The following is a 17,252-nucleotide window of genomic DNA, read 5'->3' as shown; positions in this document are numbered from 1 at the left end:
GTGATGCTCGCCGACCTGCCGAAGAGAATCCTCTATCTCGAAGACAATGCGATGGATGCCGACCTCGTGCGCCGGGGGCTGGCGCGCCAGGCGCCGGACATGGGGGTGGACGTCGTTTCCAGCGTGAGTGCGGCACGGGCGAAGCTGGAAGGACCGCAGCCCCCTTACGATCTCATCCTGTCCGACCTGAACCTGCCCGACGGCACCGGCCTGGAGCTGCTGTCCTACGTTCGCGAGCGCAACCTGCCGCTGGCGGTCGTGATCCTCACCGGTTCCGGCGACCAGGAAGCGGCGATCGCGGCGCTCAAGGCCGGCGCCGACGACTATGTGGTCAAGCGGGCCGATTACGGGATCCGGCTGATCCATACCCTGGCAGCGGCGCTCGCGCGCTTCCGCTCCGAGCTGGCCGGAAAGACGCGCCTACTGCGCGTGCTGTATGCGGAACACAGCCAGTTCGACATCGACCTGACGCGGCGCCACTTCGCTCGCCACGCACCGCAAGTGCGCCTGTCTGTTGTGACCGGCGGCGCGGAAGTGCTGGATGCGCTACCGCCGGAGCTCGCCGGCGACCCGCCGTTCGATGTCGTGCTCCTGGATTACCAGCTCTCCGGCGTCAATGCGCTCGAAGTCGCCAAGGTACTGCGCGACGAACGCGGCTACGACGTTCCGGTGGTCCTGGTGACCGGACAGGGCAGCGAGGATGTCGTCGCCGAAGCGCTGCGCCTGGGCGTGGCAGACTACCTCATGAAACACGAAGGCTATCTCGTCGAGCTGCCCGCCATCCTCGAGCACGCCTACCGGCAGGTGCAACTCGCGCGCGAGCAGGCCAAGCTGCGCACGACCTCGGAGCGCCTGCGGCACCTGCTGGCGGCCAATCCGACGATCCTTTACTCCCTGAAGGTGGACGGCGACCGGATCACGCCGGTGTGGATGAGCGAGAACATGACGCGTCTGTTCGGCTACACGCAGGAAGAATGCCTGAAGCCCGGCTGGTGGATCGCCGGCCTGCATCCGGACGACCGAGAGCGCGTATTCGCGGAGCACCGCCGCCTGTACACCGAGCACAGCGTCACGCACGAATACCGCTTCCGCGACAAATCGGGCGCGATGCGCTGGGTGCGCGACGACACCCGCCTGCTGCTGGATGCATCGGGCATGCCCTGCGAGGTCGTCGGCAGCTGGAGCGACGTCACCGCCAGCCACGAGGCCGGCGAACGCCAGCGCCTGCAGGCGGCGGCGCTCACCAGCAGCCGCGACGCGGTAATGATTACCGACCTCGGCGCCCGCATCCTCTCGGTCAATCCCGCCTTCACCGAAATCACCGGCTACACCGAAGCGGAGGCCACCGGCCGCCCGGCCAGCCTGTTGCAATCGGGACGGCAAGACCGTGGGTACTATGATGCAATGTGGAACAGCCTGCGTGAAGGTGGACAGTGGCAGGGTGAAATATGGAATCGCCGCAAGAACGGAGAAATCTATCCGCAGTGGCTGACGATCAACACAGTGCGCGACGACGGCGGCACGCCGACGCATTATGTCGCGGTCGGAACGGACCTGACGCAGCTTCGGCGAAGCGAGGAACAACGCGAGCATCTCGCGAACTACGATCCGCTCACCGGCCTGCCCAACCGCGCGCTGCTGCGCTCCCTGCTGCAGCACGCGCTGGAAAAGGCGCAGCACCAGGGTGGGCAGGTGGCGGTGCTGTTCCTCAACCTCGACAAGTTCAAGACCATCAACGACAGCCTCGGACACGGGTCCGGCGATTCCGTGCTGCTCGGCGTGACCGGCAGGCTCAACCGCCGGCTCGGCGGGCGGCACTTCCTCGGGCGCCTGAGCGCGGACGAGTTCGTCATTGTGATGGAAGAAGTGCGCGATCCCGGCGATGCGGAAGCGCTCGCCGTCGACCTCCTGGTCACGCTTGATGCGCCCTTCCTGCTGGAAGGCGCCTCGGAAGTCTATGCCCGCACCAGCATCGGCATCAGCCTGTACCCGCAGGACGCCACGTCCGCGCACGACCTGCTGCACCGCGCCGACGCCGCGGTACACCGTGCCAAGGAAAGCGGCGGCAACCAGATTGCCTTCTACACCAGCGACCTCAGCAAGCGCGCGCTGGCGCAACTGGAAATCGACGCCGGCCTGCGCCGCGCCCTGTCGCAGCAAGAATTCGTCCTCCACTACCAGCCCAAGGCGAACCTCGAAACCGGGCGCATCACCGGTGCGGAAGCCTTGCTGCGCTGGATACGTCCGGGCCATGGCCTGGTGCCGCCCAACGAGTTCATTCCGCTGGCGGAAAAGAATGGACACATCATTCCCATCGGCGCCTGGGTGATCGACGAGGCCTGCCGCCAGATCCGCGCCTGGAACGATGCCGGCCTGAGCGGCGCGAACGTCGCCGTGAATGTATCGGCCCGCCAGTTCCACGGAGAAGACCTGGAGCGGGTCGTGGCCGAGGCCCTGGAACGGCATGGCGTCCCCGCGTGGCACCTGACGCTGGAGCTGACCGAGAGCATGCTCATCGACCGCCCCGACCAGACCATCGAGCGCCTGCAGCGCCTCAAGCAGATCGGCCTGCAACTGTCGCTTGACGACTTCGGCACGGGCTACTCCAGCCTGGCCTACCTCAGCCGCTTCCCGCTCGACCAGATCAAGATCGATCGCTCCTTCGTCGTCGATCTTGTCACCAACACGACCTCGGCAGCGATCGCCAACTCCGTCATCGACCTCGCCCACCGCATGCAGCTCAAGGTCATCGCGGAAGGCGTGGAGACGCGGGAACAACTGGACTACCTGCGCAAGAACGCGTGTGACGAGATGCAGGGGTTTTACCTCGGCAAGCCGGTGCCCGCCGAGGAGTTCGGGCGAATGCTTCGGGAAGGCCGGAGGTTGGGGTGAGGCGGGAAAAAGCGCGCGTTCGAGGGCGGGTGACGACGGTCGATTTTATTCAGCAAGCAACCCCGTCGTTCCCGCGCAGGCCGGAATGACGGGGAAAAAATGCGAAAAATAATGTGAGGGCGCCCGCCTTCAGTCGCATGCTGCAACAAGGCGGAACACCGCAGCGATGAACCCTGCCTTTATCGCGCCAGCGGATTCGGCGTCGGCTCCGCCACCTTCGTCAACAGGTTGCGGTCGGTGTGGTGGAACGGTTCTTCCTTCCCGCGGATCATCATCACCGTGTCCTCGTCATAGGCCCAGGTGCCGTCGGCATTGATCGTCACCTTGATGCGGTACTCGACGGTATGGAAGGCATGGTCGAGGAAGGGATTCGAGCGGATGCCGAAATGTTCGGATTCGTGCCTGGCCACCAGCTCGAAGCCGGTCGCGTCGGCGCTTGCCGTGCCCGATGCCATCGCAATCTGCCCGCGCGGAATGGCGAGCGTCTGGATGATGGTCCCGGTGGCCGGCTCCCACAGCCAGTAGCCGACCTGGTCGTGGTAGGTCTTTACCTGGTCCGGCTTGGTAACGTGGGTGTGGTAGCGCAGGCCGTAGAACAGCTGCGGGCCGTTGGTGACAGGATCGATTGGCTGCAGCTCGATGCGCTCGACGAACGCCTGCTTGCGCGGGCCGTCGGCCTTCGGCTTCACGTCCAGTCCGCGCGTGCCCTCCCAGACCCCGGCCATGCCGCGCAGTGGGCCAAGGTTGGCAAGGGTATTGACGTCGAGATCGGAAGGTTCGGTGTAGATATCGGTTGGGAAATCGCTCATGGAATCATCGGTGAGGTTGTTGCTGATATGCATTCCGGTGATTGTAGAGAGAATTCCCTCACGATGCTCATGCCTTAATCAGCAGCGACATGGTCGAGCGAAAACAGTTGCGGGCAGGCCGTCGTGAATTTTGCGGCGCCGATGCCGGTATCGCGGCAAAGCTGGAGGCGGCTCATCGTTGCCTCGACCAGGTCTTCGCGGCGTGCTTCCAGGTCCACGAGCGTCGTCCGCGCGGACGCGCGAATGATGCGCGCTTCGTTGCCCATGCTGCCGGAGATGCAGCTGTCGACAGCGCGTCGCACGCGACGGACCTCGGGCATGTACGGGCTGTACGCGTTGAGCGACTTCCTTGTCGCGCAGTCGAGCTGCGATCCGAATTCCGCCGCGGGCGTGTGGGACGCGGCGGTGGTTGCATTGACGGTGACGAGCAGGAATGCGACGGCGATACAGCGTTTCATGATTCTCCCGGAACGAATGACACCCGATTGCGCAGTCTCCTCGTGGTTGGCGCTGCGTTGTCAGGCGGAAGTGATTAGACGCTTTTTTTGTGCGCTGCGGTATCCCATGAATTTGGGGGAATGCGCGAGGCGCGACGGATTTCTTGATTGCGGTCAGGCGGGCCCGCGCACCAGCGTGGGTGCGTCGAGGAACGGCCGGGCGTCGATGGGCAGGTCGATCATGAAGGTCGTGCCACGCTCCGCGGCGCTATCGAAGGCGACGCTGCCGCCGTGGCTCTCCGCCACCGCGCGCACAAAGGGCAGCCCCAGCCCCCACCCCGGCTTGCCGCCCTCCTCCGCCGACGCGGATCGGCGAAACATCTGAAACACCAGTTCCGCCTGCCCGGGTGGAATCGGCTCTCCCTCGTTATGCACCGTCGCGATCATCCGCTCCTGCTTGGCCGCCACATGCACGCTGACGGGCGTTCCGGGGACGCGGTACTTCACCGCGTTTCCGACCAGGTTCTCAAGCGCACGCTTGAGCGCCTGCCGGTCCCAGGTGCCGGCAGTTGCCACGCCCGTGAGCACAATGCCACCCTCTCGCTGCCCCAGCTGATCGACAACTTCACGCGCGAGTGCCAGCATGTCGAACGCCTCCAGGTGAAGCCGCATGCGTGCACCGGCCTGGAACACGACGGTATCGAGCAAGTCGTTGATCATGCCGTCCATGCGCGCAAGATTGTCCGAAATGCTTGCAGCGATTTCGCGTGTCTTCGGCTCGCTGCTCGACAGGGCAATCAGGTCGGCGGCGATGCTCGCGCTGGCCAGCGGATTGCGCAGGTCATGCGTCAGGCCGGCGACGAATCGCTCGCGCAGCGCCGCCTGCGCCAGGGCAAAGGCATTGGCCGACTCGCGTATCGCGTCGTCAATGCAGACGTTGATGATGGCGGACTCGTTGCTGTCGAGCCGCACGCCGTCGCGCTGCAGGACATCGAAAATCGCCCAGCGCAGGATCTGGTATTCCGCGATCACTGCCTGCGCATCGTAGTTCGTCAGCCGGGCGCGCTCGCCGCCGTGCTCGGAAGCGACCGTGTTGCCCTCGGTGGCGGTGGCGCGCGGGAAATCCGGAGAAATCGCTTGCGCGATATCTTCGTAGAGTCCGGGAAAGGTATCGATCAGGATAGGATGAGGGAGATTCCTGGACTCCTTGACGGTTGCCTGAACCCGCTGCCCCCACTCACGCAACACCTCGTCACGCAGCGCCATCATGCGCATCGCGTGTGGAGAAAGCTGGCCAGGTTTTCCCGGCGCGGCAGGCGGGGTGGTCACGGTTGGTTGCCCTGGGTCAGACCGAACGGTCGGTATGCCGTGATGACCGGGCGGCGCGCGGCAAGTTCACGCACGCGGCGTGGAATCAATCTCCGTGCCACGTGTCCTATTGCCATGGACCATCAGGACATCACTCCCGAAGACCTTGAGCGTTTTGCCGCCGAGATGGCAAAGGCGATTCCCGACCTGGATTGCCCGGACTGCTGCGAGCAGGGCTGGAAGTACCACTACGTGGAAATGAGCGCGTCGCTTTACCGCGATCAATGGGAATGGCATTGCCTGCTCAATGCCATCATGCGCTACCGCCGCGCGAAGAAAGCCTGAGTCATCCCAGCGCAGGGAACCTATCCACAGCGCGTTGTCAAACGGACTACAGTGCATCCCGGAAGCAATCGCGTTGCGTGCGGGGAATCTGTATGGAGACGGCATATCATGAAGTATCGTCGAGTATCGCTCGGGCTTGAGCTCGGATCGGCCGCGGTCGAAGCACGGCTGACTGAAATTGCCCTGCTGATGCGCAAATCATTTCCCGACTGCTACTGGGCACGCCGCGCCAGGATGGGTGACGACGGCATGAACGAGATGCACATCCTCATCAATGGCAAGGACGAACCGGTATGCTTCACCGACCGGGAGCTGATCAGTTATTCCGGCTTGCGGCGTCGTACGGCCATCGACCATCGCATGCGGAACGTCCTGGCGCGCTTGCTTGAACACTAGATCGGGGACTTGGCAGACTTTCCGGTCGCACAATTTCGGCAGACGCAGGCCTGGTGGCGCTGCGCTTCGGGAATGCGTGCCAGCACCGAAGGATCAATGGCCGTCGTCGTGCACCAGCACGGCGTGTCGAAGCTGCCGCTTGCCGCCGGTGCGCATCCGTTGGGGCCGCCGCACAGTGGGCAGGTGTTATTCGGTTTGGGATCGAGCGAGCCCATTACAGCTTCGCATCCGTTTTCAATTGCCGGACGGCCGCCACCATGGCAATGAAGGCCTTCGTGCACGGCGTGCCGCTGCCGAGCATCGCCTTGGCCTGTTCGTATTCGCCGAGGTTGATCTGGCGCGCCACTTTTTCCACTTCCGCATGAAAGGCGGCGTGCGCATCGACGCAGGGCTGGAAGCTCTTCACGAACGGAAAGCGGCGTTCGCCCTCACCGTGCAGCCAGTTGCCCAGCATGCAACCGTCGGTCTTGCCGGCGGCTTTCGGGTCAAGCTCGTGGTGTTCTGCAATTGCGTTGAGGAGTTTCTGACGGATCTCTCCGTCCTTGGCCAGTGCTTCTTCCAGATTCATGGCGTTTCCCTGTTGTGTCGCTTTCCGGAAAAGCATCATAGCAGGGGCATTCCGTCCTGTTAAGACCAGCATTCAATGCAACCATGTCCCCCGCCCCGGCGGTGCGTCGTGGAGCGAGTCCAGTTGCGCGCGCGCCTCCCGGTGCCCCTGCGCCGCCGCGCGGCCCACCAGGTCGAAGCCCTTGCCGAGGTCGCACGGCACACCCAGGCCCGCACAGTACTTCATGCCGAGCAGGTACTGCGCGTCCGCGTCGCCCCGTTCCGCGCAGCGCGAGAACCAGTGCGCCGCCAGCGTATCGTCCTGCGCCACGCCTTCACCGCTGTGGTAGGCGCGCGCGAGATTGAACTGCGCATTGGCATGCCCCTGCTCCGCCGCCGGACGATACCATTCGGCTGCTTCACGGAAGTCTTGCGCGACGCCCCGCCCTTCCGAATGCATCACCGCCAGGTTGTACTGCGACGCCGCGTATCCCTGCAGGGCGGCCCGCCGGTACCAGCGCGCGGCGCAGGCCGCGTCGACGCCGACCGCGATGCCGCGCTCGTGCATGACGCCGAGGTTGTGCTGTGCGGGTGCATATCCCAGCGCGGCGGACTTGCGGAACCAGAGCAGCGCGTCCGCCTGGGTGTGCAGGCTTTCCAGCGCCCGCACACCGAGTCGGAACTGCGCCACGGCATGTCCCTGCTCCGCCGCTTTCCTGTACCACTGGGCTGCCTGGTGCGTGTCTTTCTCCACGCCCTCGCCCTTCGCGACGCGCTCGCCAAGGAAAAACTGCGCGCCGGCCAGGCCCAGGTCCGCCGCCTGCCGCGCGCAGGCGATGGACTGCGCGAGGTCCTGCGGGACGTCCTGGCCAGCGTGATAGAGCCAGGCAAGATTGGACAGGGCGGCCCCATGGCCCTGCTCCGCCGCCTTGCGCCACCAGTGCAGCGCCTGCGCCCAGTCCCTGTCCTCGCCATCCGCGCCGAAATGCATGCAGCCCAGATCGAACTGCGCCTGGGCGTCGCCCGCCTCCGCCTGCTTGCGGCACTGCGCCATGGGCGAATCGCGCAGCAGCGACATCTCGGCGCCTTCGACCTGCAACGCGCAGGTGCAGCCGCATCGCTCCAGCGCATCGACATATTTCTGCGCCGTCTCGCGCGACACGCCGGACTTCACCACGGGCCTTGGCAGCGACAGCAGGCGGCGCACCTCCGCTTCGGTGCGCTTGAAGAGCGGCGCGAGCAGCTCTGCCGCACGCTGCTGCGTGAATCCCTCGCGGATGCCCGTGATCGCCACGCGCACGAGTTCCGTCGTGCCGTCGCGCCCGTAGCGCGCTCCGCCAAGCGGAGGGCGAAACACCCTGGCCTTCGGTCCGTCGAAGACGACGAGTCCGAGCGCGTTGGCGGATTCCACGACGGCGCACATGTTCTCCTCGATGCGGCCGAGGACCGCGGCCGAGCAGCCGGCATCGATATCGCCAACGGCGGGAACGCGTGCAGCGAGCCTCTCGGCGAGAAGAAGAAAAACCGGATCGGGCGGGAGGCAGGATTCGTCGTCGCGGCGTTCGAGCACGGTGTGGAGATACGCCCAGGCGCTGCCGTCATCATCGGGGACCGGCGATTTGAGAATGCAGACGCGATCGTTCATGCGGCTCCTTCTTTTGTTCTTGTTTGCAGGATGACAATCGCATCTTAACCGGCGCGCAATGCACCTGAGCAGCATGTGCCGTCGCACACTGCTGACGGCTGGATATTCCTTGACCGGGGTCACCTTCGCTATCGCATAAAAACAACGCTCGCCGCATGAAAACGGCACGGCTTGCGGAGGCAACTGATCCCGGACAAACGTCCTTCAGCACCGTTCAGGTCAACTGAAACCGGATCCAACGCGGACTTGTCTTCAACGAATTTTTCGAAGGGTGCTCACATGAAAAAGTCCTTTCTCTCACTCCTCGTTACCGGCGCGCTCGGCGCCATGGCGGGAACAGCAAGCGCGCAGACCAACCTCACTCTCTACGGCATCGTCGACGCGGGCATCGTGTATGACAAGAACGTCACCGCCGGCGACAAGACATGGCGACTGGAAAGCGGCCAGCACTCCAGCTCGCGCATTGGCTTCCGCGGCACCGAGAGCCTTGGCGGCGGCCTGTCGGCCAGCTTCACGCTCGAGAACGGTTTCAACATCGATACCGGAACGCTGGGCCAGGGCAACCGCTTCTTCGGCCGCCAGGCATGGGTCGGGCTGAACGGCGGGTTCGGCGCGGTGAAACTGGGGCGCCAGCAAACCCCGATCTACAACGCGCTGCTGGCCGTCGATCCGTTCGCCATCAACCTCGCCGGCAATGCGCAGCGCATGTTCGGCACCGGGCTGTACTTCACCGATCCCTTCCTGCGCACGGACAACACGATCAGCTATGCCACGCCGGACTTCGCGGGCTTTACCGGTACGCTGGGCTACGGCTTCGGCGAGGTCGCGGGCGACCGCTCAGCGCAGCGCCAGCTTGTCGCGGGCGTCAGCTATGTGAACGGACCGATGAACGTGCAGTTCGCCTATCACGACGCCAACACCTTCACGCTGCCCGGCACCGTGGCCGCGCTCGGCACGGGCGTGGCGGACCTGCAGACGGCGTTCATCGGCGGCACTTTTGACTTCGGCATCGCCAAGGCGCATCTGGCGTTTGCAAATACCGAGGCGGACCAGGCAGGCACCTCACGCGACAGCCGCAGCTGGCTGGTGGGCGGATCGGCGCGGATCGGGTCGGGGACCGTGCTGGCCTCGTTCATCCGCAACGATGTGCGCGACATCGCCGCGGGCGAGAGCGACCAGATTGCACTCGGCTACATCCAGCCGCTCTCCAAGCGGACGAACATTTACACGTCGATCAGTCATACGAAGAACGATGCGGGTGTCCGCTTGAATGCGTTCGCCAACGGTGAGGACAGCCGACAGTTCAACGTCGGCGTGCGACATCAGTTCTGATTGGAACTTAGCGTCGCGCAGCGGCGCGTATCGCCTTGACGTGCGCCCTGACCGCATCGAGCAGTGCCTTGAGTGCAGGGTCGGCGATGGGCATCATGGCGCGCACGGTATGCGTCGCCGTTCCGTCATCGATGGTGAGGACGTCGCACTGGTAGTCGGCCGCTCCTGCCCTCGGCTGACCGACTTCGGACGGCAGCTCGAAGAAGCGCGCGTCCTCGGCCAGGGCCTGCAGGCGCGCCGCATCCTCTTCGCCCAGTGCCGCCGGATCGATGACGACCGGCTTCGCCAGGCCGGGGAAGAATCCGACCCCGTGGGAGTCCGATTGGAAGATGATCTGGCGAAGCGGTTCCATATCCCTACAGGTCAGAAGCCAGCAAGCCGATGCCGACCGCGTCCCAGCCCGCATACACCGCGCGCTGTTCGGTACTGCCGGCGCCGTAGCGGCGGCCGGCGATATCGGCAGTGACACGCGCGAAGCGGACAAAGCCGGTGTTCGGCCTTACCCGCGGGTCGCACATGGCGTCGTACCAGATGCGGCCGGCTTTCTCCCATGCATGTCCGCCAAGCGCGGTCGCGACACGGTAAAAGGCATGGTTGGGAATGCCGGAGTTGATATGCACACCGCCGTTATCCGAAAAGGTATTCACATAATCGTCCATGTGTTTGGGTTGCGGGTCCTTGCCGATCACCGGGTCATCGAATGCGGAGCCCGGATCCTTCATCGAGCGCAGGGCCACCCCGTTGACGTTGCCGGTAAACAGCCCGTCGCCGATCAGCCAGCTCGCATCCCTGGCCGATTCCCTGCCCGCATACTGGCGCACCATGGATCCGAACACATCGGCGAGCGATTCGTTCAGCGCGCCAGGCTGGTTGAGGTATTGCAGCCCCGCCTCGTCCTCGATTACCCCGTGGGCCAGTTCATGGCCGATGATATCGAGTGAGATGGTGAAACGGTTGAACAGTTCGCCGTCGCCATCGCCGAACACCATCTGCATGGAATTCCAGAATGCGTTGTTGTAATCGTCGCCGAAATGCACGGTCGCGTCCAGCCGCATGCCGGCATCGTCGATCGAGTTGCGGCCGAATACATCCGCAAAGAAATTGAAGGTCGCCCCCAACCCATCATAGGCCTCGTTCGCGGCATCGTCGCCCGCGACTTCCGGCCCGCCTTCGGCGCGCACGACGTCGCCCGGCAGGTTCTGCTGGTTCCTGGCATGGTAAATCGTACGGACCGGCTTCAGTTCGGCCAGCGGCACGGGAGCGTGCTGCGTTGCGCTGGACGGCACCTGCTGTGCAATGCGCATGGCGCGGAAGGTGTTGTCCGCGGACTTCGTGCGCAGGGCGGCGGCACGCTGCTTCTGGGTGCCATTGTTGGCGATGCCATCCAGGACATAGGGCGGCAGGATGCAGAGAATCGGATTGTGCGCGGGGTTGTGGCGACACATGGTGAACCTCCTTGGAGACGGTCTGGCTGGGCAGGCATGCCTGATGGTCACATCAGCGCATACCCTCTGTGAGAACCGAGAGTCGACATGCCTCGTTACCCGCTCGTTCAAGCACGACAATTACAAGCGGTCACAGGCTGAACAGCGTCGCCCTCCTTGTTCAGGGGGCGTATTCTCAGCCTCGATTTTTCAGCCGATATGAGGTTGATCAAGCGCGATCGCACAAAACAAAACGCCCCCCATATTCATGGGAGGCGTTGTGGCATGAATGCACCCTGAACGTCAGAAGCGCATCACCATCCCCTGCGCCATCAGCCACATGGCCGTCGATGTGATGGCGGCGATGAAAGCCACCAGCGGTAACAACCGCCAACTGCGCACACCGCTTGCTGCGTCGAGCTGGCCGCGCGCGCGATGGCGCACGATCTGCACCGCGAGCCAGAAGCCGAGCACCATCAGTCCGGCCTGCAGCGTGAACACGGCGAACTCCGGCAGGATCGGATCCATCATCATGTCGTGCTTGGCCGACGCCGACAATGCAGCCAGTCCCGTACCCAGCGGATTGGTGAACAACTGCACCAGGTTGGCGCTCTCGCGCGAGAGGTGGTCGAGGTTGTGCGCGAGGTGGTAGACGAAGGCCAGCGGCAGCGTGACGAACGCGAACGACACGAACAGCGTCTTGAACGGCGTGCGGCGTCCGTTGCCCAGCCACGCGAGACCGATCGCGGCGGCATAGGCCACCACCACCGCGCCGCAGACGCCGAGCATCGCCACGGTGAAGCTGATCAGCGGTTTGCCGGTTTCGCCGATCAGGCCGGCCAGCATGCCCACCCATTCACCCCAGAATTCCATCATGGTCAGGCCGTGGAAGATAGTGATGCCGAGCAGCGCCAGCATGAACCATGCGCCGTCCCATTGCGGACGCGCCTGCGACTGGTCCTTCGCCTCGCTGCCGAGCGGACGCAGGCGCCAGGTCACGTTCTGCTTCGGACAGCTCAGCATGCAGCTGCCGCAAGAGAGGCAGTTCGTGTTCTGGCTGAAGCGGCCGACCACGAGATGCGTCGGGCAGGGCTCGATGTCCTTCGAACCGTTGTAGCACTCGAGCGTCTTGCAGGTGTCGCAGGTCGATTGCTCGACGGGACGCACCGACACCGGCGCCAGGCGCGAGTAGTAACCGAGCGTGCGGCCCACCGGGCAGGCATAACGGCAGAACGCCTTGCGCTCGTACAGCAGCATGAAGATGACCGACAGTACCAGCATGATGATCGCCATCAGCGCCGTCGCGAGCGGCCAGCCGGTCACGCCGATGCCGGTCTCCAGCCAGGTCAGGCCCATGAACATGAACAGCGCCGGCCACACGTTCTGCAGGTAACGCGGCACCTTGCGGTTGCGGCCGGGATGCGGATCGCGTCGGCGCCACAAGCGCCAGCGCACCAGCCAGTTGGCCAGCGTGTTCCAGGGGCAGATCGCGCACCATGCGGTGCCGAGGAAGAGCACCGACACCACCACCAGCGGCCACCACAGGTTCCATACCAGCGCGGTGGCGAGGTTGTGTTCGGCGAAGGTGGTGCCGAAGAGGCCAGCCACGACCACCATCAGGAAGACCCCGACCGACACGACCTTCATCGACAGCAGAGGATACGGGCTGCGGTTCAGGAAGCGCACGATGCCGCCGACCAGCGGCGCGGCCGCGAGGTTGATGCTCTTGGGAGAAGACTCGGCCGGGAAGCGGGCGAACAGCGCCCACAGGGTGATGGCGAACATGACAATCCCCGCGGGAATCCGCCACTCCTCGGGCAGGCCGGGGTGAAGCATTTCCATGGGCTCGTCCGGATACACCTCCTCCTCAGCGGCAGCGGCCGGTACGGGTTCCGGCGCGACGGCGCCGTCGTCGACCTGCACGGGCGCGGCGGGCGCGGGCGCCGCCTTCTGCGTCTTTGCGGGGACCGGGGCCAGCCCATGTTCGGTGTGGGCGAGCGCTGAACCGCTCCAGCCCTGCGCGAGCAAAAGCATCGCGGCAAAAATGATGTGTTTCATGATTGGCAGTAGGATCTCGCGGCCCTTGATATGCCGCTCGTCAAGGATTATCGCGAGGCAAAATCGCCGCTGCCGTACTCTAGATCAAATAATGCCGAGAATCACTTGCCGCTTCGATAGGTTTTGTCCGACATCAGGAAAAAGCGGCATGAAACAACGTCAATGCCGGTTTCAATCGTGCAAACAACTGTCCGCAATCGCGCTATCTGATCCAAGCAGGGAAGAACCCTAGTGCCTGCTGTACCGCGCCGTCATGCGCCGGCACCACCACGAGTTCCGCGTCGCGCTCGACCAGCGCGCGCACCTGATCCACCGTGCGCTGCGTCTGGCCGGCATCCTTGTCAACCTGGATACGCGCCGGCCAGAACTTCGGCCGCCCCTCCTTCACCGCGCCGGCATTCCACACCACATCGCCCACGAAGAAATAGCGCTTTCCCGAATCCACCTTCACGAACATGCCGATCGAGCCCGGCGTGTGTCCGAACATCGGCACGAGCACGACCTTGCCGTCATCGAACAGGTCGGCGCTGTGCGAGAAGCCCTCGTAAGGAACGGGCTTGAACGCCAGTGTCTTCCACTGGATGGATTGCGCCCCGACCTGCGACGGCCAGGCGCCGCCGAGCGCGGAAGCCGGCTGGCGGATCACTGCCATTTCCTGCTCCGGGACCCATACCTCGGCCTCCGGGAAATCCGCCACGCCGCTCGCGTGGTCCCAGTGGCTGTGGCTCAGGAAGACGCGCCGGACGGGCGCTACGCCCGCCTTGTCCAGCTGCGTGCGCGCAGGCGCGACGGGATCCTCGTAGCGGAAGAACGGACGGTTCCAGAGCGGCATGTCCTGGCGGTACTGGTCGGCGATATTGCTGCCCAGGCCGGTGTCGAACAGGAAGGTGTCCTCGCCGTGCTTGACCAGCACCGCGGAGAAAATCGTTTCCACCTCCTTGCCGAGATCGCCGCCGGCAAAGACCAACGCCTCGCGCACGCGCAGGCTGCCGGTCTTGACGATGGAGAAGCCGACGGTGGGCGGCGCATTGTCGGCGTGCGCGACGGCCATGATGACGGACAGCAGGATCGCGGCGAACAGTCGGGACATGGGGTGGGTTCCTTTGTAAGTGGCAGATGTGGCGGGGCGTAATGGTGTGGGTTAGGAGTGAGGAGATTGTCAAGCCATCCTCCCGCATTCAACCGCCCTCTTATTCCCCCACTCTAGCGCCACCCAAGGAATAGGCATAATATTTTATAAATATGCCCATTCAATAATTTACCTATATGTTCGACCTCCGCGCCCTCAAATACTTCGTCGCCGCCTACGAGGAAGGCTCCATCACCGGCGCGGCCAAGCGCTGCTACATCGCGCAGCCCTCGATCAGCACCGCCATCCAGAACCTCGAAGCCACGCTGGGCGCGGTCCTGTTCGAGCGCGCCCGCCACGGTCTCACGCCGACCGCCGACGGCGACAAGCTCTACCCGAGGGCCAAGGACCTGCTCGCAGAATCGAACGCCCTCCTGCAAAGCTTCACCCGCCCGCCGCAACGCGAACTCCGCCTGCAGCTCGCCTGTGACATGCCGGTGCGGCGTGCCGGTCCGCTGATCGACCTGCTCTACCAGCGCATACCGGGCATGCAGCTCAGGCTCGTGCAGGAAGGCGAAGCCTTCGACCTGAAGCTGGCGTCCGAGCAGCACAAGCGCGCGGACGAATGGATGCTGACGCTTTGGGAGGAAGACTACGTGGCGCTCATCCCCGGCAACCATCCGCTGCGATTCAAGGCGCAACTCGAGCCGTCCGACCTGCACGGCGCGCCGTTCATCGCACGGCCCGAATGTCCCTTGAGCCGCCTCTTCGCGCAAGCATTGGCACGCCAGCGCATCCAGCCGGATATCCGTGCTTCGGTCGTGCGGGAAGAAGCCGTGCCCGCGCTGGTCGACATGGGCATTGGCATCGCGCTCCTGCCGGAATCGCATTGCGAGGGACTCCTGCATGCGGTGGTCAGGCCGATCCGGCATGGCAGCGCGCTGAAGCGCAAGGTGGGGCTGGCCTGTCGCGCGGATGACCAGGAGATGACGCGCTTCATCCGGCAGTCGAAGCAGGCGCTGCTGCAGGCCTATGCCACGCAACGCTTGCGGCAAGCAGCCTAGAAGCGAATCTTTCCGGTCAGGATCTGCCAGTACATCACCCAGTCTCCTGCGAGGCTGTAGAGAGGATATTAGAAGGTTGCCGGCCGGTTCTTCTCGAAGAAGAAATGCCCGACCCAGGCAAAGCCGTAGCCGAGCACCGGCATCAGCCACAATCCTGCCCAGTTCTGCGTGGCCAGTACCCATGCCAGCGACGCCAGGACCAGCGTGCTGCCGACGAAATGGAGCCGGCGGCACGTCTGGTTGGCGTGTTCCCCCAGGTAGAAGGGATAGAACTCCCGGAACGTGGCAAACCGCGCGCCGTCCAGCGAGGCATTGGTTTTCATGTCGTCTCCTTGATTGTTGTCGGGCGGCATGGAATGCCGCGCCTTGTCCTTATCAAAGTACACCAAATTGCGGGGTATTGCTCCGCCTGCGGGCAGCGCAAAAAAGATGCGCGCATGATGACGGATGATGTCGATTCGCGCCGCGCCCGATCGTCGTGGAAGTGATGGTGCCTCGCGCACCATCCCTGACGACATTTCTTGCATTGCCCACAGACAAGAGGAGAGTTCCATGCAAGTCCAGCCCTACCTGTTCTTCAACGGACGCGCCGAAGAGGCGTTCGCGTTCTATGCCCGCGCGCTTGGCGCCGAGGTCATTGACCTGATGCGCTTCAAGGACTCGCCCGACCCGCCGCCGCCCGGCGCCGTCCCGCCCAATTCCGAAGACAAGGTCATGCATGCCACCCTGCGCATCGGCGCGTCGACCGTCATGGCCTCGGACGGCGGCTGCTCCGGCCACACCAGCTTCCAGGGTTTCTCGCTCTCGCTGGATTTTCCCGACGAACAGAGCGCGCGCAAGGCCTTCGATGCGCTGGCGGAAGGCGGCACCGTACAGATGCCGATCGGCAAGACCTTTTTCTCGCCCTGCTTCGGCATGGTCGCCGACAAGTTCGGCATGGGATGGATGGTCATCGTGCTTCCGTGACGCACGGGGCAAACGCGCGCACAATCACCCGTTCACGGGCGCCTGCCTTGCAGGTGTGAAGGTCCGCATCACTCGCCAGCGTATGGTCGGAAGCATCGCCCGACACAGTGGTGCGGACATAGCAGCCGGCGTAACGTCCGGCCGCCCGTCAGGGCAACGGATTCCTGATCCAGTTGCCAATGATGCTGACCGCTTCCTCCTCCATCCCGATGAAGCCGTGCCAATGCATCGCCTCGCACGGATCGCCGGCGGGATTGCCGCCGCCATCCACCATCACCGCCTTCTTGACCGGCGCGTTCGTCAGCCCGTCCACGATGTGCCGCACCTCATGCGGCAGGGTGACGCGGCAGGCATCCTTCGCATGATGCAGGACCAGCACCGGCACGCCGATCGCCGCCAGGTTCTGCGTTGGCACCGCGCCAACCTTGCTGTAGCTGACCACGCTGGATGTGAGCACGATGCCCGTGATGCCAGCGTCCTTGATGTTGATCGCCGCGGCAGTCGCGGAAATCGTGCCGCGGCTGGTACCCACGAGCCAGACCGGTGCGGGACTCAGGGTCTTGAGATGCGCCAGCACTGCCCGGATGTCGGCCACATGGTTGTCGCTGATCCGGTCCGGGTAATCGAGTTCAGGCTTGTCGCTGGGTCGGCCGAAGATGGCGACGTTGAAGCCGTTGGCGCGAAAGTGCTGCGCGCTGCGGACGAGGAAGTTGCCGCTGCTTGCCCGGCCATCGACCACCTTGCCGAAGCCGCCATCGCCGCCCGGGAAAAGGAGGACGGTGGCGCTGGGGTTGTCGGCAGGATCCCAGAAGAGGGTCGTCCTGACGTCGGGACGCGTGGGGATTTTCTTGAGGACGCCGTCGGCGGATGCCGCGAGCGGGAGTGCTGCCAGCACAATTGCTGCGATCCAGGGTATCAGCTTATCGTTCATGGTGCGTGAGGGTTGTCCTGCCCGTCTGAA

At 64.3% G+C, this 17,252-nt stretch carries 17 protein-coding genes and 1 pseudogene; 6 read left to right on the top strand and 12 right to left on the bottom strand.

Annotated elements, in window-relative coordinates; translation table 11 throughout:
* Window positions 1-3 precede the first annotated feature (3 nt).
* Complete coding sequence (locus ACNOHI_RS10325; RefSeq protein ID WP_420474587.1) at window positions 4-2,892, top strand: EAL domain-containing protein; 2,889 nt, start codon at window positions 4-6, stop codon at window positions 2,890-2,892.
* Between the two features lie 179 nt (window positions 2,893-3,071).
* On the opposite strand, the gene ACNOHI_RS10320 is transcribed toward ACNOHI_RS10325, so the two are convergent.
* The 3 genes from ACNOHI_RS10320 to ACNOHI_RS10310 form a co-directional block, all read right to left on the bottom strand.
* Entirely contained in the window at window positions 3,072-3,701 is a 630-nt protein-coding gene (locus ACNOHI_RS10320) for an FABP family protein (RefSeq protein ID WP_420474586.1), read from the bottom strand.
* Between the two features lie 74 nt (window positions 3,702-3,775).
* Window positions 3,776-4,159 carry a hypothetical protein gene (locus ACNOHI_RS10315; RefSeq protein WP_420474585.1) on the bottom strand — a complete coding sequence of 128 codons (384 nt, stop codon included), beginning with the start codon at window positions 4,157-4,159 and terminating at the stop codon, window positions 3,776-3,778.
* Window positions 4,160-4,312: 153 nt separating this feature from the next.
* Window positions 4,313-5,467 carry an ATP-binding protein gene (locus ACNOHI_RS10310; RefSeq protein ID WP_420474584.1) on the bottom strand — a complete coding sequence of 385 codons (1,155 nt, stop codon included), beginning with the start codon at window positions 5,465-5,467 and terminating at the stop codon, window positions 4,313-4,315.
* Between the two features lie 114 nt (window positions 5,468-5,581).
* On the opposite strand from ACNOHI_RS10310, the gene ACNOHI_RS10305 reads away from it, so the two are divergent.
* Together ACNOHI_RS10305 and ACNOHI_RS10300 are read left to right on the top strand one after the other, a co-directional pair.
* The gene (locus tag ACNOHI_RS10305; protein WP_420474583.1) at window positions 5,582-5,791 is read left to right on the top strand and encodes a hypothetical protein; all 210 of its coding nucleotides are present in this window, start codon (window positions 5,582-5,584) and stop codon (window positions 5,789-5,791) included.
* 108 nt (window positions 5,792-5,899) lie between these two features.
* The gene (locus ACNOHI_RS10300; protein WP_420474582.1) at window positions 5,900-6,187 is read left to right on the top strand and encodes a hypothetical protein; all 288 of its coding nucleotides are present in this window, start codon (window positions 5,900-5,902) and stop codon (window positions 6,185-6,187) included.
* Here ACNOHI_RS10300 and ACNOHI_RS10295 read toward each other — a convergent pair.
* From ACNOHI_RS10295 to ACNOHI_RS10285, 3 genes are all read right to left on the bottom strand, one after another.
* The gene (locus tag ACNOHI_RS10295; protein WP_420474581.1) at window positions 6,184-6,402 is read right to left on the bottom strand and encodes a cysteine-rich CWC family protein; all 219 of its coding nucleotides are present in this window, start codon (window positions 6,400-6,402) and stop codon (window positions 6,184-6,186) included. The genes ACNOHI_RS10300 and ACNOHI_RS10295 overlap by 4 nt on opposite strands.
* A complete protein-coding gene (locus ACNOHI_RS10290) occupies window positions 6,402-6,755 on the bottom strand; it encodes a CZB domain-containing protein (RefSeq protein WP_420474580.1) in 354 nt (117 codons plus the stop codon). Before ACNOHI_RS10290 ends, ACNOHI_RS10295 begins: the two co-directional genes overlap by 1 nt.
* 72 nt (window positions 6,756-6,827) lie before the next feature.
* On the bottom strand, window positions 6,828-8,378 hold the full coding sequence (locus tag ACNOHI_RS10285; RefSeq protein WP_420474579.1) for an SEL1-like repeat protein: 1,551 nt from the start codon (window positions 8,376-8,378) through the stop codon (window positions 6,828-6,830).
* A gap of 279 nt (window positions 8,379-8,657) precedes the next feature.
* Between ACNOHI_RS10285 and ACNOHI_RS10280 the strand changes: the two genes are divergently transcribed.
* Window positions 8,658-9,710 carry a porin gene (locus ACNOHI_RS10280; RefSeq protein WP_420474578.1) on the top strand — a complete coding sequence of 351 codons (1,053 nt, stop codon included), beginning with the start codon at window positions 8,658-8,660 and terminating at the stop codon, window positions 9,708-9,710.
* Window positions 9,711-9,717: 7 nt separating this feature from the next.
* On the opposite strand, the gene ACNOHI_RS10275 is transcribed toward ACNOHI_RS10280, so the two are convergent.
* The 4 genes from ACNOHI_RS10275 to ACNOHI_RS10260 all read right to left on the bottom strand — a co-directional run bounded on the left by ACNOHI_RS10275 (window position 9,718) and on the right by ACNOHI_RS10260 (window position 14,282).
* The gene (locus ACNOHI_RS10275; protein WP_420474577.1) at window positions 9,718-10,062 is read right to left on the bottom strand and encodes a protealysin inhibitor emfourin; all 345 of its coding nucleotides are present in this window, start codon (window positions 10,060-10,062) and stop codon (window positions 9,718-9,720) included.
* A gap of 4 nt (window positions 10,063-10,066) precedes the next feature.
* A complete protein-coding gene (locus ACNOHI_RS10270; RefSeq protein WP_420474576.1) occupies window positions 10,067-11,155 on the bottom strand; it encodes a M4 family metallopeptidase in 1,089 nt (362 codons plus the stop codon).
* A 282-nt stretch (window positions 11,156-11,437) separates the two neighbouring features.
* Window positions 11,438-13,192, bottom strand: a complete 1,755-nt coding sequence (locus tag ACNOHI_RS10265; RefSeq protein ID WP_420474575.1) for a 4Fe-4S binding protein — start codon at window positions 13,190-13,192, stop codon at window positions 11,438-11,440.
* Window positions 13,193-13,394: 202 nt separating this feature from the next.
* On the bottom strand, window positions 13,395-14,282 hold the full coding sequence (locus ACNOHI_RS10260; RefSeq protein WP_420474574.1) for an MBL fold metallo-hydrolase: 888 nt from the start codon (window positions 14,280-14,282) through the stop codon (window positions 13,395-13,397).
* 176 nt (window positions 14,283-14,458) lie between these two features.
* Between ACNOHI_RS10260 and ACNOHI_RS10255 the strand changes: the two genes are divergently transcribed.
* Window positions 14,459-15,325, top strand: coding sequence for a LysR family transcriptional regulator (locus tag ACNOHI_RS10255; RefSeq protein ID WP_420474573.1), 867 nt, complete (start codon window positions 14,459-14,461; stop codon window positions 15,323-15,325).
* On the opposite strand, the pseudogene ACNOHI_RS10250 reads toward ACNOHI_RS10255, so the two are convergent.
* Window positions 15,322-15,648: pseudogene (locus ACNOHI_RS10250) on the bottom strand (Mpo1-like protein). The gene ACNOHI_RS10255 and the pseudogene ACNOHI_RS10250 overlap by 4 nt on opposite strands.
* Window positions 15,649-15,877: 229 nt before the next feature.
* Here ACNOHI_RS10250 and ACNOHI_RS10245 point away from each other — a divergent pair.
* On the top strand, window positions 15,878-16,291 hold the full coding sequence (locus ACNOHI_RS10245; RefSeq protein WP_420474572.1) for a VOC family protein: 414 nt from the start codon (window positions 15,878-15,880) through the stop codon (window positions 16,289-16,291).
* Window positions 16,292-16,439: 148 nt separating this feature from the next.
* Here ACNOHI_RS10245 and ACNOHI_RS10240 read toward each other — a convergent pair whose 3' ends face one another.
* A complete protein-coding gene (locus tag ACNOHI_RS10240; protein WP_420474571.1) occupies window positions 16,440-17,222 on the bottom strand; it encodes an alpha/beta hydrolase in 783 nt (260 codons plus the stop codon).
* Between the last annotated feature and the right edge of the window lie 30 nt (window positions 17,223-17,252).

Source organism: Noviherbaspirillum sp. ST9 (genome assembly GCF_048799745.1).
GTDB lineage: Bacteria > Pseudomonadota > Gammaproteobacteria > Burkholderiales > Burkholderiaceae_D > Noviherbaspirillum.
The sequence above is the reverse complement of the archived record's forward strand: the minus strand, read 5'-3'. Positions and strand labels throughout refer to the sequence as shown.

What these genes read in the sequence shown, in the direction of transcription:
- ACNOHI_RS10325 (WP_420474587.1), top strand. Translation starts at nt 4, where the DNA reads ATGCTCGCCGACCTGCCGAAGAGAATCCTCTATCTCGAAGACAATGCG.
- ACNOHI_RS10320 (WP_420474586.1), bottom strand. Translation starts at nt 3,701, where the DNA reads ATGAGCGATTTCCCAACCGATATCTACACCGAACCTTCCGATCTCGAC.
- ACNOHI_RS10315 (WP_420474585.1), bottom strand. Translation starts at nt 4,159, where the DNA reads ATGAAACGCTGTATCGCCGTCGCATTCCTGCTCGTCACCGTCAATGCA.
- ACNOHI_RS10305 (WP_420474583.1), top strand. Translation starts at nt 5,582, where the DNA reads ATGGACCATCAGGACATCACTCCCGAAGACCTTGAGCGTTTTGCCGCC.
- ACNOHI_RS10300 (WP_420474582.1), top strand. Translation starts at nt 5,900, where the DNA reads ATGAAGTATCGTCGAGTATCGCTCGGGCTTGAGCTCGGATCGGCCGCG.
- ACNOHI_RS10295 (WP_420474581.1), bottom strand. Translation starts at nt 6,402, where the DNA reads ATGGGCTCGCTCGATCCCAAACCGAATAACACCTGCCCACTGTGCGGC.
- ACNOHI_RS10290 (WP_420474580.1), bottom strand. Translation starts at nt 6,755, where the DNA reads ATGAATCTGGAAGAAGCACTGGCCAAGGACGGAGAGATCCGTCAGAAA.
- ACNOHI_RS10285 (WP_420474579.1), bottom strand. Translation starts at nt 8,378, where the DNA reads ATGAACGATCGCGTCTGCATTCTCAAATCGCCGGTCCCCGATGATGAC.
- ACNOHI_RS10280 (WP_420474578.1), top strand. Translation starts at nt 8,658, where the DNA reads ATGAAAAAGTCCTTTCTCTCACTCCTCGTTACCGGCGCGCTCGGCGCC.
- ACNOHI_RS10275 (WP_420474577.1), bottom strand. Translation starts at nt 10,062, where the DNA reads ATGGAACCGCTTCGCCAGATCATCTTCCAATCGGACTCCCACGGGGTC.
- ACNOHI_RS10270 (WP_420474576.1), bottom strand. Translation starts at nt 11,155, where the DNA reads ATGTGTCGCCACAACCCCGCGCACAATCCGATTCTCTGCATCCTGCCG.
- ACNOHI_RS10265 (WP_420474575.1), bottom strand. Translation starts at nt 13,192, where the DNA reads ATGAAACACATCATTTTTGCCGCGATGCTTTTGCTCGCGCAGGGCTGG.
- ACNOHI_RS10260 (WP_420474574.1), bottom strand. Translation starts at nt 14,282, where the DNA reads ATGTCCCGACTGTTCGCCGCGATCCTGCTGTCCGTCATCATGGCCGTC.
- ACNOHI_RS10255 (WP_420474573.1), top strand. Translation starts at nt 14,459, where the DNA reads ATGTTCGACCTCCGCGCCCTCAAATACTTCGTCGCCGCCTACGAGGAA.
- ACNOHI_RS10245 (WP_420474572.1), top strand. Translation starts at nt 15,878, where the DNA reads ATGCAAGTCCAGCCCTACCTGTTCTTCAACGGACGCGCCGAAGAGGCG.
- ACNOHI_RS10240 (WP_420474571.1), bottom strand. Translation starts at nt 17,222, where the DNA reads ATGAACGATAAGCTGATACCCTGGATCGCAGCAATTGTGCTGGCAGCA.